Origin of the sequence: Cobetia sp. D5, from assembly GCF_035666195.1 — a bacterium.
GTDB classification, from domain to species: domain Bacteria; phylum Pseudomonadota; class Gammaproteobacteria; order Pseudomonadales; family Halomonadaceae; genus Cobetia; species Cobetia amphilecti.
Genome location: NZ_CP142020.1, coordinates 2499810 through 2515169, shown reverse-complemented (window position 1 = coordinate 2515169; position 15360 = coordinate 2499810). Strand labels below are relative to the sequence as shown.

Genomic DNA, 15360 nt, shown 5'->3' with positions numbered 1-15360 from the left:
TGGCGTTGCAGTGGCATTTTGCAAACATAAGTAAACCTAAGGGGTAACATTAAAAAATAGCGTTTGTCACTGATTGGGCGTGGGTCGATATTGCCTGAGCGCCAACGATAACTATGACAATAACGACATGCCAAACGCCGAGGTCGTACAGAAATGTCCAACCTGATCAAGCAGTATCCCAAGGTTTATGTGCTGGATAATGGACGCATGAAGATGGACAAGAACTTCATGGTCAGCATGCATGATCCCGCCAGTGCACAGGATCCACACAAGCCGAACACGCTGGTCGAATTCCCTGTCTATACCGTGTTGATTGATCACCCTGATGGCAAGGTATTGTTCGATACTGCCTGCCATCCGGATGGCATGGGCGAGAATGGCCGTTGGCCATCGGCGATCCAGAATCTGCTCCACTTTACCGCCGAAGTGGACGGTCAGGATTGTCATCTGCACAGCCGACTCGAAGAGATTGGCATGGACCCGCGCGAAATCGACTATGTCGTGGTGTCGCACCTGCATCTTGATCACTCAGGATGTCTCGAGCTTTTCACCAATGCACAGATCATCGTTCATCAGGACGAATTCAATGCCGCCCTGGTGCATTACGCCCACAACCGTGACGCCGATGGCTTCATCTGGGCTGACATGGATGCCTGGATAAAGAGCAACCTTGCCTGGCGCATCATCAAGCCGGAAGAAGACAACCTTACCTTGCTGGATGGCATCGAGATTCTCAACTTCGGCAGTGGTCATTCCTACGGGATGCTCGGTCTGAAGATCGAGATGGCCGGCAGCAACAACATCATCCTGGCCTCCGACGCGGTCTACTCCGCCGAGAACTACGGGCCTCCCGCACGCCTGCCCGCCACGCTCTATGACTCCATCGGCTACATGAAGACCATCGAGCGCATCAAGAAACTGTCGGCCGCAAGCAAGGCAGATGTCTGGTTCGGTCATGATGGCGAGCAGTTCAGCACCCTTATCAAATCGACTGATGGATATTACGAATGAATAGCTCAGTGGCGTGCGACATCCAACTGGTAGAGTCCTACCGTGTTCGCGTCTTTGTTCTTGAGGAATACCTCGAGAAGGTGTTGGCATCAGTCAAGACGGCGACCAACCTGAAGTACGGAAATTATGATGGGGTTTCCTGGTGTTCGCATTCCGGTACCGAGCGCTGTACGCCGCGTGCCGGCTGCGATACCTATGCGGGAAATATCGATGAGCCTTACATGACGGATTCCACACTGGTCGAATTTTCCATCGTGCGTGACAAGAAGATTCTTGATCAGGTGATTCTGAGTATCTTTGCCAGTCACCCTTGGGATGAGCCGGTCATTTCCATTCAGGAAACCCTGGAAACACGCAAGAATGGTGTGATCTGATTTTTGGCGATCCGTCACGCCGTCACGCGGATGTTGAGAGCGCGATTGAGAGCATGATTGAAAGCGCTGTTGCGCACTTGTTGAGCGCCTGTTGATCAACTTTCGAGAGCCAGTCGAGAGAGAGAATTGAGCGGGCTCCACAGAAAGCCCCCTTTTTACCAGTCTTGCGTTTGGGTAGCGCGCCATTGGCGGGTACGACGTCTTGTTCAAGTACCCGTATTTTTATCGCGCAAGCTGGACACATAATTCAGAGGTGGAACATGAAAGGCAAGATTGCAGTGATGAGTGAGCCGGGCAAATTGGGCTATCAGGAATTCGATGTGCCAGCCCCGGGGCCGGGCGCCGTGGTGGTCAAGGTATTGTGCAGCAACGTCTGCGGGTCAGAGCTGCATATCTGGAAGGGCGAGCACCCCAAGAAGAGCGGTGGTCTGGGACATGAGACCGTCGGGGTGATCGATCAGCTGGGCGAGGGCGTCACGACGGACAATGCCGGTGTGCCGCTGGCCGTGGGCGACCGCATCGCGGCGACCTATTTCATCGCCTGCCAGCGCTGTCCGGCCTGTCAATCCGGCAAGCTCAACCTGTGTGAGAACGCCTACAGCTTCTGGGCCAGATCCCCCCAGGAAGCGCCGCACTTCCACACTACCTTCTCTACCCATTACTTCATTCACCCCGGCCAGTTCTTCTACAAGGTGCCGGACAACGTGCCCGACAAGCTGGCGGCAGGCGCCAACTGCGCCCTATCACAGGTCTTCTATGGCCTGGATCTGGCGGAGGTCAAGATGCAGGACCACGTCGTGGTCCAGGGTGCGGGTGGCCTCGGCATCTACGCCACGGCGATCGCCCATCGCAAGGGCGCGACTGTCACCGTGATCGACGCCGATGAAGGGCGCCTGGCACTGGCGCGGGAGTTCGGCGCCGACAACGTGATCAACTTCAAGGACTACCCGAGCAAGGAATCGCGTATCGAGCGTCTCAAGGAGCTGACCGGTGGCAATGGCGCCGATGTCTGCCTGGAAGTCGCGGGCGTCCCGGAAGCGTTCGTCGAGGGCATCGAGCTGGTGCGCAGCGGCGGCAAGCTGGTGACGATGGGCAATGTCACGCCGGGCAAGACCATCGCCGTTGACCCGGGCTTCATCACCCGTCAGCAGGTCACCATCATTCCGGTGATGCGCTACCAGCCTCGCTATCTGTGGCACTCGCTGAAATTCCTCAGCGACAACATGACGACATTGCCGTTCGAGAAGCTGCTGGATACCGAGTATTCCCTCGAATGTGTCGAGAATGCGCTGGCCGATTCACTGGCTCGCAAGGTGACACGCGCCTCCATCGTGATGAGCGGCGAGGGCTGATTGCCCGCAGGGACAGCCTGGCTGTCTCTGCCACTCGCTGCTATCCGCTTCTTCATTCGCCAGCCGCTCAGCCAATGATCCGTGACAGGGGAGTCCCTTGCGCGGCCCATCAAGCGCTCCCTGTCACCGGGGAGCCGCCAGGACATCGTCATGACCGCTTCCATTACCGACTCACAACTCTTCGCGCCGTTGTTTCACTCCGAGGCCATGCAGGCCGTCTTCAATGATGAGGCGCGGGTAACCGCCATGCTGCAGGCGGAGGCCGCGCTGGCGCGCGCCCAGGCACGGCTCGATATCATTCCTGCCCAGGCAGGCCAGCAGATCGATGACGCCGCGCGCGAGATGCGCGTCGACATGCCGCGCCTGGCACGCGACGCCGGCATCGTGGGCTACCCGGTACTGGGGCTGGTGCGTCAACTGTCCGAAGCCGCCGGCCCCTCGGCCAGTGGCTATGTGCACTGGGGAGCGACGACCCAGGACATCATGGATACCGGCACCGTGCTGCAGATACGCGAAGGTCTGGCATTGATCGATCGCGACCTTGAGCGTGTCGAGCAGGCACTGGCGGCGCTGGCACGTGAGCATCGTGAGACCGTGATGGCGGGGCGCACGCATCTGCAACATGCCTTGCCGGTGACCTTCGGCTACAAGGCCGCCATCTGGCTGGACGGCGTGCGCCGAGCGCGTACCCGCCTGAGCGAGATGCAGCCGCGGGTGCTGAACGCCCAGCTGTGGGGCGCTGCCGGCACGCTGGCCTCCATCGAGCACAATGCCGAGGCACTGACCTCAGCCTTCGCCGAGGAGCTGGGACTGAATGCGCCGCAGGTCCCTTGGCATGCGACCCGCGATGGCTTTGCCGAAGCCGGTTGCCATCTGGCGCTCATGACCGGAGCGCTGGGCAAGATCGCCTTCGACATCATGATCATGTGCATGGATGAGATTGCCGAGCTGTCCGAGCCGTTCGTCAAGGACCGCGGAGCCTCTTCCACCATGCCGCAGAAGCGTAACCCCATCTCCTGCGAGGTGATTCGTGGCTGCAACATGGGCGTCAAGAAGGCGGCCGCGTTGCTGATGGATGCCCAGGAAGCTGATTTCGAACGCGCAACCGGCCCCTGGCATGCCGAGTGGATCGGGCTTCCGCAGGCCTTCGTGCTTGCTCATTGTGCGGTCTCCCAGGCGGTCTTCGTGCTCGAGGGGCTGGAAGTCTTCCCGCAGCAGATGGAGAAGAATCTGGGGCTGAGTCAGGGCCTGATCGTGGCCGAATCGGCGATGATGGCGCTGGCCAAGGGCATGGGGCGTCAGGAAGCCCACGATGTCGTCTATGCGGCCTGCCGTGACGCGCAGCGTGATGGTATCTCGCTGCATGCCGCGCTGTGCGCCAATCCGGCCGTCACCCGCCACCTGAGTCCGGAGCAGCTGGCCACCGTGCTGTCGCCAGCCTCCTACCTGGGCATGGCGACCACCATCGTCGATCGCATGACGACGTCGGCCCGGGCTGACTGACCCGCTGCGCCAATTAAAGGACCAGAGCTTGAAAGACAGGTCATGATTACAGGATTTGAAAAAGGATATGAAAAAAGGATTTGAATAAAAGAATTTGAAAAAAAGGATTTGAGGAATACGTCGCGAGTCGACGAGCCATGTTTGCGAAGCGCCATCGCCATGCCTGCCAGGCATTGGCCAGGACTCCTCGGGTGCGCCAACCCGAGGAGCCCACCCCGCATTCAGGCCGAGCGTTCGCCACGCCGATTCAACAGCACCATGCACTTATAACGATAAAAAGGATAACGCCATGTCTTACGCCGCCTCTGATAAGGGCGCGCAGGAGAGATCTGCCTCCGCGCCGTCCAACAGCAATCGCAGAATGCAGATCATCAGCATCCTGATCGTCGCCGCCGTCGCCTTGCCATTGATCCTGTTCCCCGAGCAGGGCAAGCAGTCGATGGACATGATCTTCGGTTGGATGACACGCAACTTCGACGTCGTCTTCCTGGGCATGCCGCTCGCCTGCATGCTGTTTCTGGTCTATCTCGCCATCTCACGCTTCGGCGACATTCGCCTGAGTGCCCGCCAGACCGACAAGCCCGAGTTCTCCAAGAGCTCGTGGATCATGATGGTCTTCCTGGCCGGCAACGCGACCGGGCTGATGCTGTGGGCGGGCACCGAATGGGGCTTCCACTTCAATTGGCCGCCACTGGGCATGGACGCCAAGGACCCCGCGCTCTACACCATCGGGCAGGCCTACGGCATCTTCCACTGGGGGCCTTCCGCCTGGGCCATGTACTGCGTCCCCGCCGTGGCGATGTCCTACATCTTCTATGTGCGCCAGACCCACATCTACAACCTCAGCGAGTCCTGCCGTGGCGCTCTGGGCGGGCTGGTGGACGGGCCGCTTGGCACCGCCATCAATTACCTGTTCCTGTTCGGCATGCTGGGCGCCGCCGCCACCTCGCTGGGACTTGGCACTCCGATGATCAGCACCGCACTGGCGAGTGTCTTCGGCCTGACGCCGGGGGTGGAGCTGGATATCGCCATCATTCTGGTCTGCACCGCTGTCTTCACCATCAGTAGCGGTCTCGGGCTGGACAAGGGCATCAAGCGACTGAGCATCTTTTCTACCGTCGTCACGCTGGCCATCGTGGCCTACATCCTGCTGGTCGGCCCGACGCACTTCATCATCAGCCTGGGCTTTGATTCCGTCGGCTATACGCTGCAGCACTTCCTCGAGCTGAGCACCGTGACCGACAGCGTGGCCAAGGGTGGCTTCCCGCAGGCATGGACCGTCTTCTACTGGGCCTGGTGGATCGCCTACGCCCCCTTCGTGGGCATGTTCGTGACGCGTATCTCCCAGGGGCGCACCATCCGCGAAGTCATCGTCGGCATGCTGGTCTTCGGGACCGCCGGCACCGCGCTGTTCTATGTCGTGGTCGGAGGGTATTCGGTGGATCTGCAGATGACCGGTCAGCTGCAGGTGGCAGAGCTGGTCAATTCCGCGGGGGCGCCGGCGGCGGTCATCGAGGTCTTCAATCAGCTGCCCGGCGCTGCCCTGGTGCTGATCGCGCTGGTCATCTCCGGCATCGTGCTGCTGGCGACCACCTTTGACTCGGCGGCCTATGTGCTGGCCTGTGCCACCTCGCGCCAGCTGGGCGAAGGGCAGGAGCCTGAAAAGAGCAATCGCCTGTTCTGGTGCTTCGTCATCACCATCTTCCCGCTGTCACTGCTGTTCGTGGGTGGCCTGAAGAGTCTGCAGACCGCCTCGATCATCGTCGCCTTGCCGTTGGTGTTCGTGATGATCGCGATGATGATCTCCACCTTCCGCTATCTGCACGCCGATGCGGACTTCGAGAGCATCAAGATCAAGCTAAAGCCGGTGGAAAAAGTCTGAGAGTGGTCGTAATGCCGCGTGCCTGTCAGGCGAGAGCGTTAGGATGCCAGGCACGCCGCCCCGATCAAGGAAGCGACGGGGTATCGAGGCTCGAAATCGGAAGGTTCGAGCATGGTCCAGGCAGGCAGCAGAGAAGCAGCGATGAAACGTCCCCCTCCCCATAACTGGTTGTTCATCTTCAAGGCCGTCGTCGACGCCGGCTCCATCACGCTGGCGGCTGAACGCCTCAGCGTGACCCAATCCGCGGTGAGCCAGCAGCTCAAGTCGCTGGAAGAGTATCTGGGCAAGCGGTTGATTACCCGCAGCAAGAAGGGCGTGGCACTGACCGATGTGGGACGCCATTACTACAACGTCATCAAGGTATCGCTGGACAGCATCTCGAACGCGACCGATCAGATGTTCGGCCGTGATCGACGCGACACGGTCACGGTGCGGGCGAACTACTCCTTCGTGGAGCACTGGCTCACCCGCCACCTGCATGAATTCCATGCCCTGTGTCCGGGCGTCTCCTTCGAGCTCTACACCGGGTTCTGGTTGTCGGACTTCGATCAGAGCAGCGCCGGTGTCGAGATTCGCTACGGCGAGGGCGGCTGGGCAGGCTATCACTGCCATCGCCTGAGCCGGGACACCACCTACCCCGTGTGCTCGCCCGAATTGGCCGCTCGGATCACCTCACTGGAAGACGTCTTGACGCATCCACTGGTGGCCATCATGGGCAATCGCACCGGCTGGCTGGAGTGGGCCCACCAGAATGGCATCCCCCTGCAGAGCTGCCAGCCGGCCCTGTCGGTGGAGAACAATCTGCTGGCCTATGAGCTGGCCGCCAATGGGCCTTACGTCACGCTGGCACTGGACTCGCTGGTCGGTGACCACCTGGCCAGCGGCCAGCTGGTCAAGGTTCCGGGCGGCGAGGTCGCCAGCGTCGAGGATTTCTATGTGCTCGAGCCGGCCAATGGCACCCATACGCCAGGTGAGGCGATGTTCATCGACTGGTTGAAAGGCAAGTTCAAGGCCGGTTCAGCGGCGCCGGAATCTGCGCCGCAGCCGGCAGGTATCGCGCGCTGAGTCAGGCAAGCCCATGAGTTCACGCAAGCCTTCAGTTCACGCAAGTACGTGATTTCACATACGTCATAATCCCTTCGCTATGGCCGGCTCAGGCCGTCATCAGCGAGCTAGATGTCACCAAGAGGACGCCATGAACAATTACAAGCTTTTGATCAATGGACACTGGACCGACGGCAGCAGCGACGTTCGCGAGCAGGTCATCGACCCGGCCAACGAGTCGGTGATCGGGAAGTTCTTGCATGCCAGCGCCGAGGATATCGACGCCGCAGTGGCTTCCGCCAAAGAGGGGCTCGAGGAGTGGAAGGCGGTACCGCAGTGGAAGCGCGGTGAGATCCTCAAGCGTTCTGCCGATCTGCTGCGCGCACGCAAGTCGGACATCGCAGCCATCCTGACCCAGGAGCAGGGCAAGCCGCTGGCGGAGTCAGAGGGTGAGATCGAACGCGCAGCAGACTTCCTGGAGTGGGGCGGTGAAGAAGCGCGTCGTATCGCCGGGCGCTTGATTCAGGGCCGTACGCCGGGCAATCGCATCGAGATTCGCAAGATGCCGGTGGGCGTCGTCGCCGCCTTCTCGCCGTGGAACTTCCCGGTCGTGCTGACGGCCAAGAAGCTGGCGGGGCTGCTGGGGGCGGGTTGCTCCTGCGTCCTCAAGCCGGCGGAAGAGACGCCGGGCTCGTCGATCGCGCTCGTGCAGGCCCTGCTGGATGCCGGTGTCCCGGGCAAGGCCATCAACCTGCTGCTGGGCAAGCCGGGGGATATTTCCTCGCGTCTGATCGAGCATCCTGCCGTGCGCAAGATCACCTTCACCGGCTCATCGCCGGTGGGCAAGCTGCTGGCCTCCAAGTCCGGTGAGTACATGAAGCCGGTCACCATGGAGCTGGGGGGCCATTCGCCGGTCATCGTCGCGCAGGACAGCGACGTGGAGAGCGTCGCCGGAATGCTGGTGGCCAAGAAGTTCTTCAACGCCGGTCAGGTCTGTGTCTCGCCGACGCGTTATTTCGTGCACGAGAGTGTCTATGAGCGCTTCGTGGCGACCTTCACTGCCGCTGCCGCCGAGCTGAATGTCGGTGATGGCCGCCAGGCGGGTACCCAGATGGGGCCCCTGGCCAATATCCGCCGTCTGGATGCCATGCAGGCCCTGGTGGATGATGCCTGCCATCGTGGTGCCAAGGTGGAAGTCGGCGGCAAGCGTCTGGGCGACAAGGGCTTCTTCTTCGCCCCGACCGTACTGACGAATGTGCACCCGGAGTCCGAGTTGATGAAGACCGAGATCTTCGGCCCGGTCGTGCCCATTACGCCTTACCGCACGGATGAGGAGGTCATCGCGCTTTCCAACAGCGTCGATTACGGCCTGGCGGCCTATGTCTTCACGCACGACCCGACGCGTCAGCAGTTCTTCAAGGACAACATCTATGCGGGCACGATCGGCGTGAATGACGTGCCGGCGCACTTTGCCGAGGTGCCGCTCGGGGGCTGGGGCGATAGCGGCTATGGCGTCGAGGGGGGCATCGAAGCGCTGGATTCCTATATCAAGACCCAGTACGTCAGCCAGTGCTGATCGCTCAAGGCCGGCTTGCCTGACCCTGAGCTGGCAGGGGGCAGCTTCCGGCGCATGAGAAGTGCTCAAGCGCTGAGTGTCTTGTGACACGAGGTGAACGTCGAGGCTTCTGCGTGTGACGTTGGCGCATCGGCTGGCGAGACCCTCGCGAAGTAAGGGGCGGTAAGACTGCCGCGGCAGGTGCTGGCTTCTGCGTGACAGTCGCCGCTCATGAGCGCTTGAGAACCACAGGCCGCCGACATTGACGTGTCGGTGGCCTGTTCGCGTCTGGCGGAAACTTGGTCGAGGAAGGCGTTAAGAAGGCACGAGGAGGGCGCGAGGAGGGGGAGCGTGCAGCGCGGGGTTAATGAATGAAATTCATGTTTGCATGAGAAAATACCGTGTCGCGATTCATGCTCCCCGCGGTTGCCGGGAAAGTATAATGCGCGTGGAATAAAAAAATGTATAATACCGCGCTCTTTTTATTACGAAAAATTATTGAATACAGCGAACTGCCCGAGCAAGAGCGACGTCTCGCCCCTCTTGCTCGGGCTTTCTCACTAAGGTGGTAGTCGTGCAAGAAGCAGTTCCCCCCGCCAGTGATGGCGATCATCTGGACCCGCGTGTCTTCATCCCCGCCGTATTGGTCATCCTGGCCTTCATCGGCCCGGTCATCCTGTTCCCGGATGCCAGCACCGCGCTGATCAATGCCGCTTTCTCCTTCGCCACCGGCAAGTTCGGCTGGCTGTATCTGGTGGCCGGCCTGAGCGTCGTCGGATTCCTCATCTGGCTGGCCTTCAGCCGCTACGGCAACGTCCGCCTGGGCGGGGCAGAGGACACGCCCGATTTCTCCTACTTCAGCTGGGTGGCGATGATCTTCACCTGCGGGATGGGGATCGCGATCGTCAACTGGGCGTGGGTCGAGCCGATCTACTATTACACCTCGCCGGCCTATCACGTGGCGGCCAAGAGCCGTGAGGCCGCGGAGTGGGCGCTGGCCTTCGGTCAGTTCCACTGGGGGCTGACGCCGTGGGCCTTCTATTGCCTGCCGGGCCTGCCGATCGCCTACTCCATGTACGTCAAGAAGCGTGATGGCGTGCGTCTGTCCGTCGCCTCGCGCGGCGTGCTGGGCCGTCATGCGGATGGCGCCTGGGGCGTGCTGCTGGACTCCATCGTCGTGTTCGGGATCGTCGGCGGCGTGGGCACCTCGCTGGGGCTGGCGGTACCGCTGGTCTCGCAGCTGGTCAGTGGCATCCTCGGCATGGAGGCCAACTTCGGGCTGGAAGTCGCGGTTCTGTGCATCTGGACGGCGATGTTCTCGGCCAGTGTTTGGTTCGGCCTGGCCAAGGGCATCAAGATTCTCTCCGACGTCAACGTGATCCTGGCGATCTTCCTGCTGGCCTTCACCTTCATCGTCGGTGACTCGCAGTTCATGGTCGAAGGTTTCGTCAACAGCCTCGGCAAGACCCTGGGCAACTTCATCCCGATGAGCCTGTGGACCGATCCGGCAGGGGATTCCACCTTCTGGAAGGACTGGACCGTCTTCTACTGGGCCTGGTGGATCGCCTACGCGCCGATGGTGGGGCTGTTCGTGGCGCGTATCTCACGCGGTCGTACCATCCGTGAGCTGATCATCGCCGAGCTGGTATTCGGTTCGCTGGGCACCTGGGTGTTCTTCGCGGTGTGGGGCGGTTACGCGCTGGATCTGCAGATCAGCGGCGCGCTGGATATCAAGGCGCTGTTGGACAGTGGCGGTATCCCGCTGGCGGTGGAAGGTATCCTGCAGACCCTGCCGTACGCCAAGCTGGTCACGGTGGCCTTCATCCTGCTGTGCTTCATCTTCCTGGCAACCACGCTGGACAGCTCGGCCTACGTGCTGGCCTCAGTGACCTCACGCAAGCTGTCCGGGTATCAGGAACCCAAACGCTCGTTCCGTTTGATCTGGGCCTTCCTTATCGCGGCCGTCGGCGTTGCGCTGATCCAGTTGGGAGGCCTGCAGACGGTACAGACCTCGACCATCGTGGTGGCGCTGCCGATGATCCCGGTGATGCTGATTCTGGCGCTCTCGATGCTGCGCTGGCTCAAGAATGACTTCCCCAAGGAAGAGCTGAATCCGGTGCTGGTCATCGATGACATGCCGGCCTTCCAGCGCAAGCCGAAGAAGACGAATCGTCAGGCGTAACCGCGGGATGCGCTGACAGATACGTCGCAAGACTTCACGACAACGGCTCCTCAACATGAGGGGCCGTTGTCGTTTCTGGCCTATGGACATGCCTGACAAGGCGTTGGCAGCGAAGGACAACGCGGAAAGTGGGGGAGTGGGTTCACGGTGGGCCTGCGTCCGTGCGGATGGATGGTGGTTGAGGGGCAGCATCGAGTATCCAGAGCCGCTCGGATTGGATGACAGGACGCAACAATCCTGGCCTGAACGTCTGGCCCTCAGGTCTTGTGTTGGCGGTCTCCCGCTGGGCGATCGATGATGGAGGAGTTTGCATCTGACCTGAAAACCGCAACAGAGAGACCCCTGTATGCATGAACATGCAGAAAGACCAGTTCATCGTGCCGGACGCCATCTTTGATTCCTCTCGGCAGGGAGCAATCAATTGTTGCTTATATTGCAACGCATTAGGTTTTCACTATTCCATGGTTAGTTATTATTTATTTTTGCTATGGGAGCTTCTCGCCAATACTCCTCGCCCCGTTACTCCCTGATTTAACGAGGAATTTGCGAGATGCTGAACGTACGTTTTCCCATGAAGACCCTGACGGCCGTGATGGCGCTGGGCCTTTCTGCCAGCAGTCTGGCACAGCAGGAAGTGATGACTCGCTCCAATGGTGCGCCGGTCGGCAACAACCAGAACTCTCTGACCGCCGGCCCGAACGGCCCGACACTCCTGCAGGACCACCACCTGCTGGAGAAGCTGGCGCACTTCGAGCGCGAGCGCATACCGGAGCGTGTCGTCCACGCTCGCGGTACCGGTGCCTACGGTGAGTTCCGTGCCACCGCGGACCTGACCGACCTGACCGTCGCGGCACCTTTCCAGGGCGAGGGCCAGGTGACGCCGGTCTTCGTGCGCTTCTCCAGCGTGATCAACAGCAAGGGCTCGCCCGAGACCCTGCGCGACCCGCGTGGCTTCGCCGTCAAGTTCTACACCGAGCAGGGCAACTGGGACATCGTGGGCATCAACTTCCCAGTGTTCTTCATCCGCGATGCGATGAAGTTCCCGGACATGATCCATGCGCTGAAGCCGGACCCGCGTACCAACTTGCAGGACCCGAATCGCTACTTCGATTTCTTCAGTCACATCCCGGAAAGCACCAACATGCTGACCTATCTCTACTCGCCGCTGGGGATTCCGACCAGCCTGCGTGAGATGGATGGTTCCGGTGTGCATGCCTTCAAGTTCGTCAACGCCGAAGGCGACTGGAAGTACGTGAAGTTCACCTGGAAGTCGCGTCAGGGCAACCACGGCATGACCCCGGAAGAGGCGGCCAAGGTGCAGTCCACGGACTTCAACCACCTGACCGATGATCTCTACACCCATCTGGATGCCGGCGATGATCCTGTCTGGGATCTCTACATCCAGACCCTCGACCCGAGCAAGCTGAACAGCTTCGATTTCAATCCGCTCGATACCACCAAGATGTGGCCGGAAGACCTGATCCCGGCGCGCAAGGTCGGTGAGCTGACGCTGAATCGTACGCCGGACAACTTCTTCCAGGAAACCGAGCAGGCGGCCATGTCGCCGGCCAACCTGGTGCCGGGTGTCGAGCCGTCCGAAGACCGCATGCTGCAGGGGCGTCTGTTCGCCTACGCCGATGCCCAGCGTTATCGCCTGGGGGCCAACTTCATGCAGCTGCCGGTGAATGCGCCCAAGAATGAGGTGCACAACAACCACCAGGACGGCGCGGGTTACTCCAAGCCGCGTTCCGGCTCCATCAACTATCAGCCGAGCCGCAACGCCGACTCGCTGGTGGATGACAGCCAGTACGAGTACAAGCGCTACACCCTGAATGGCACCACCCAGCAGCAGCCGATCGGCAAGCAGCAGAACTTCGCCCAGGCCGGTGAGCTGTATCGCTCCTTCTCCGAGCAGGATCAGGACGCTCTGATCCAGGCGCTGGGGACTGACCTGAGCAAGGTCAAGAACGAGGAGATCCGCGAGATCATGGTCAGCCACTTCTACCAGGCCGACCACGAATATGGTGAGCGTCTGGCCAAGGTGGCAGACGTCGACATGGACGACGTGGAAGAGCTGATCGAGGACTGAGGCATCTGAGGCAGCGGCTGAAAGCAAAGCGTATGAAGAAAAGCGTGATGCGATCGCGATGAACCGCTGCACGGAAGTCCCGGGCTTGTTTCACCCGGCAGGGGAGCTTGCGCTCCTCTGCCGGCCGCAACACGAGAGCAACATCAGAGCATTATCAGAGAGGAGCGCAAGATGCACCATGCGATGCGAGCCAAAGACCACCGCGGGCCGCAACACGGCCTGGGCAGAAGATGGCTGGCGGTGTTGGCCAGTCTGCTGCTGATGGTCATGGCGGGTCAGGCTGTCGCGGCAGACGACATCGATATCTTTGATGCCGCACGCGACGGCGACAATGCCGCAATCCAGGAATATGTTCAGCAGGGTGGTGACCTTTCCGTCACCAACTCGCGAAGCTATACGCCGTTCATTCTCGCGGCCTACTACGGGCATACCGACACCCTGGCGCTGCTGAAGTCCGCTGGTGCTGATGCGTGTGCTCTGGATGAGAAGGGCAGCAATGCCTTCATGGGCGTAGCGTTTCGCGGCTTTGACGAGACAGCCAAGTGGCTGCTCGCCAATACCGACTGTGATGTGAATCATCGCAATTACAGTGGCCAGACGGCACTGATGATGGCGTCCCTGTTCGGCAACGAAGACATCATCAAGCAGCTGCTGCAGGCCGGTGCGGACCCCTCGATCAAGGATGCGCGTGGTAATACTGCGCAGTCATTGGCAGCGGCCCAGGGCCTGTCACGTATCGTGACGCTGGTGAAGTTCAATATGTGAGGCAGGGCGTGGCCAAGGCTGGCCGGTGAAGTCTGTTCGGGGAATCTATCGGCTGACAACGCAACTGGCTCACAGGCCTTGAGTGCCACGAACCTGACGTATCAATTCCGCATTCCATCAATTTTACGTTCTATCAATTTTACGCTCTATCAATCTTGCGTTGCATCAATCTGACGTTTGGGAAATCGCAAGTTTGATAGATCTGACCTACCCATCAAAAAGACGAGAAGTGACATCATGAAAGCCATGAAAGTACTGTGTGTGACAGCTGCCCTGTGTGCTGCGAGCAATGCGGCGCTTGCCGACAATGGCGAAAGCGACACCCGTGTCCGTGAGGCATTGAGCGAGAGCCGTATCATGGGGCAGGCGCAGCCAGCCGAGCGTAGCACGCAATTTTATGTGGAAAGCGGCATGAGTGTGGCGGCAGGCAGAGTGCAGCATGCCTTGAGTGAGGAGGGCAGCCGCGGACATGCTCGCAAGTGGGCCATTGAAGACAAGAATCACGCGACGGATTTCGTGAATGATGCCGGCAAGAGTGTCCCTGCTACCCGCATCGAACATGCCTTGAGCGAGAGCGCTTGATAGCCGATATCACCTCCGGGATGGATGTGCGTGACACCCTGGTCGAGTCTTTCTGAGCGCTAGCTGCCAGCCTGCAATGATCAGCACGATACAATAACGTGAAGCCCGCCATTTGCGGAAAGACGCTTGACCACGACGATGTCATCTTGCTCCCGGAACCGGCAGGAACCCTTCAGCAAGGACTTTTATTGAATCACGCTTGCAATCGCTGATGCCCGAATGTCCTCAATCAGCGTGACTCAGCGGCCCAGAGTCCTTGCTCAAGCGCTCCTTGCGCCTATCTCGCTACCGACTGTGCCCCTCCACCTACCCCCAGTGCTGTGATCTGATCACTCCTTTACGCATCTCACCGAGAACATGCCATCCTTGCCCAGTGCCGCTCGGCGGATCTCGCCCTTGTGGGTATTCCACCAGGAGTAGGCCAATGTTCTGGCAAACGCTTTCGCCGGTGCGGCCTCCGTGCGGGTCCAGAATTCCGTGTACGCCCCCTGGGTGATATACCAGCCCTTCCACTTGACGCCCGCCGGCCTGGCAGAAAAGCCGGTGAGGTTGATGCGCGCCTGATCAAAGGACGTCAACAGGGAGTCAGGTTGAGCCGCCTTGAGCGTGATGGCGATATCGTCATCGCCACGCCATCCCGTCGACTCGATATCCTTCTCCGCAATGCCAAGGGTGCGTTCCAGTGTCTTCCAGTCTTCATCCGAGGCGACTCTCCAGCCCACCGGGCACAGATTGCGTTCATCACTGACATCGTACCAGTCATATAGACGGCCATATGGCAGCAGATTGTCGGGATCATCCTCGGGGATGAAGGCCGTCCTGATGAGAGAGCCATCCTGGTAGCGAGTCGTTCTGAGGTTGTCGGCAAGCCAGGTCTGAGCGCCGATCTTCACGGTGCGATAGAGATTGCCTTCACTGTCCTGAATGGACGTCTCCGGGGCATGCATCTCCTCGTAGAGGCTGTCGGCAAGCGAGAGGTTCGTGTGCAACATGAGGGCTCCTGCCCAGAATATTGCCGCGG

At 60.2% G+C, this 15360-nt stretch carries 12 protein-coding genes; 11 read left to right on the top strand and 1 reads right to left on the bottom strand.

Annotated elements, in window-relative coordinates:
* The first annotated feature begins 153 nt into the window (after positions 1-153).
* The 11 genes from U0O11_RS10525 to U0O11_RS10475 all read left to right on the top strand — a co-directional run bounded on the left by U0O11_RS10525 (position 154) and on the right by U0O11_RS10475 (position 14339).
* Positions 154-1011, top strand: a complete 858-nt coding sequence (locus tag U0O11_RS10525) for an N-acyl homoserine lactonase family protein (protein WP_107334498.1) — start codon at positions 154-156, stop codon at positions 1009-1011.
* Positions 1008-1385, top strand: a complete 378-nt coding sequence (locus tag U0O11_RS10520) for a hypothetical protein (RefSeq protein ID WP_107334499.1) — start codon at positions 1008-1010, stop codon at positions 1383-1385. The genes U0O11_RS10525 and U0O11_RS10520 overlap by 4 nt, the downstream gene beginning before the upstream one ends.
* Positions 1386-1645: 260 nt before the next feature.
* Positions 1646-2737 (top strand): zinc-binding dehydrogenase, encoded by a 1092-nt coding sequence (locus U0O11_RS10515; RefSeq protein ID WP_107334500.1) that lies wholly within the window; start codon positions 1646-1648, stop codon positions 2735-2737.
* A 150-nt stretch (positions 2738-2887) separates the two neighbouring features.
* Positions 2888-4240, top strand: a complete 1353-nt coding sequence (locus U0O11_RS10510; RefSeq protein WP_324689846.1) for a class-II fumarase/aspartase family protein — start codon at positions 2888-2890, stop codon at positions 4238-4240.
* Between the two features lie 361 nt (positions 4241-4601).
* Complete coding sequence (locus U0O11_RS10505; RefSeq protein ID WP_324689844.1) at positions 4602-6122, top strand: BCCT family transporter; 1521 nt, start codon at positions 4602-4604, stop codon at positions 6120-6122.
* A gap of 141 nt (positions 6123-6263) precedes the next feature.
* A complete protein-coding gene (locus U0O11_RS10500; RefSeq protein ID WP_215823024.1) occupies positions 6264-7187 on the top strand; it encodes a LysR substrate-binding domain-containing protein in 924 nt (307 codons plus the stop codon).
* A 130-nt stretch (positions 7188-7317) separates the two neighbouring features.
* A complete protein-coding gene (locus tag U0O11_RS10495) occupies positions 7318-8742 on the top strand; it encodes an NAD-dependent succinate-semialdehyde dehydrogenase (RefSeq protein WP_324689842.1) in 1425 nt (474 codons plus the stop codon).
* Between the two features lie 553 nt (positions 8743-9295).
* The gene (locus tag U0O11_RS10490) at positions 9296-10903 is read left to right on the top strand and encodes a BCCT family transporter (RefSeq protein ID WP_054557121.1); all 1608 of its coding nucleotides are present in this window, start codon (positions 9296-9298) and stop codon (positions 10901-10903) included.
* A gap of 550 nt (positions 10904-11453) precedes the next feature.
* Positions 11454-12992, top strand: coding sequence for a catalase (locus U0O11_RS10485; protein WP_324689840.1), 1539 nt, complete (start codon positions 11454-11456; stop codon positions 12990-12992).
* 171 nt (positions 12993-13163) lie between these two features.
* Positions 13164-13757 carry an ankyrin repeat domain-containing protein gene (locus tag U0O11_RS10480; protein WP_324689839.1) on the top strand — a complete coding sequence of 198 codons (594 nt, stop codon included), beginning with the start codon at positions 13164-13166 and terminating at the stop codon, positions 13755-13757.
* Between the two features lie 237 nt (positions 13758-13994).
* Positions 13995-14339, top strand: coding sequence for a hypothetical protein (locus tag U0O11_RS10475; protein WP_191237272.1), 345 nt, complete (start codon positions 13995-13997; stop codon positions 14337-14339).
* A gap of 329 nt (positions 14340-14668) precedes the next feature.
* Here U0O11_RS10475 and U0O11_RS10470 read toward each other — a convergent pair whose 3' ends face one another.
* Positions 14669-15331, bottom strand: coding sequence for a fibrobacter succinogenes major paralogous domain-containing protein (locus tag U0O11_RS10470; RefSeq protein WP_324689838.1), 663 nt, complete (start codon positions 15329-15331; stop codon positions 14669-14671).
* Between the last annotated feature and the right edge of the window lie 29 nt (positions 15332-15360).

Excerpts from the sequence above, each read along its gene's own strand:
- U0O11_RS10470 (WP_324689838.1), bottom strand. The coding sequence starts at position 15,331 with ATGTTGCACACGAACCTCTCGCTTGCCGACAGCCTCTACGAGGAGATG.
- U0O11_RS10520 (WP_107334499.1), top strand. The coding sequence starts at position 1,008 with ATGAATAGCTCAGTGGCGTGCGACATCCAACTGGTAGAGTCCTACCGT.
- U0O11_RS10515 (WP_107334500.1), top strand. The coding sequence starts at position 1,646 with ATGAAAGGCAAGATTGCAGTGATGAGTGAGCCGGGCAAATTGGGCTAT.
- U0O11_RS10525 (WP_107334498.1), top strand. The coding sequence starts at position 154 with ATGTCCAACCTGATCAAGCAGTATCCCAAGGTTTATGTGCTGGATAAT.
- U0O11_RS10500 (WP_215823024.1), top strand. The coding sequence starts at position 6,264 with ATGAAACGTCCCCCTCCCCATAACTGGTTGTTCATCTTCAAGGCCGTC.
- U0O11_RS10475 (WP_191237272.1), top strand. The coding sequence starts at position 13,995 with ATGAAAGCCATGAAAGTACTGTGTGTGACAGCTGCCCTGTGTGCTGCG.
- U0O11_RS10495 (WP_324689842.1), top strand. The coding sequence starts at position 7,318 with ATGAACAATTACAAGCTTTTGATCAATGGACACTGGACCGACGGCAGC.
- U0O11_RS10485 (WP_324689840.1), top strand. The coding sequence starts at position 11,454 with ATGCTGAACGTACGTTTTCCCATGAAGACCCTGACGGCCGTGATGGCG.
- U0O11_RS10510 (WP_324689846.1), top strand. The coding sequence starts at position 2,888 with ATGACCGCTTCCATTACCGACTCACAACTCTTCGCGCCGTTGTTTCAC.
- U0O11_RS10480 (WP_324689839.1), top strand. The coding sequence starts at position 13,164 with ATGCACCATGCGATGCGAGCCAAAGACCACCGCGGGCCGCAACACGGC.
- U0O11_RS10505 (WP_324689844.1), top strand. The coding sequence starts at position 4,602 with ATGCAGATCATCAGCATCCTGATCGTCGCCGCCGTCGCCTTGCCATTG.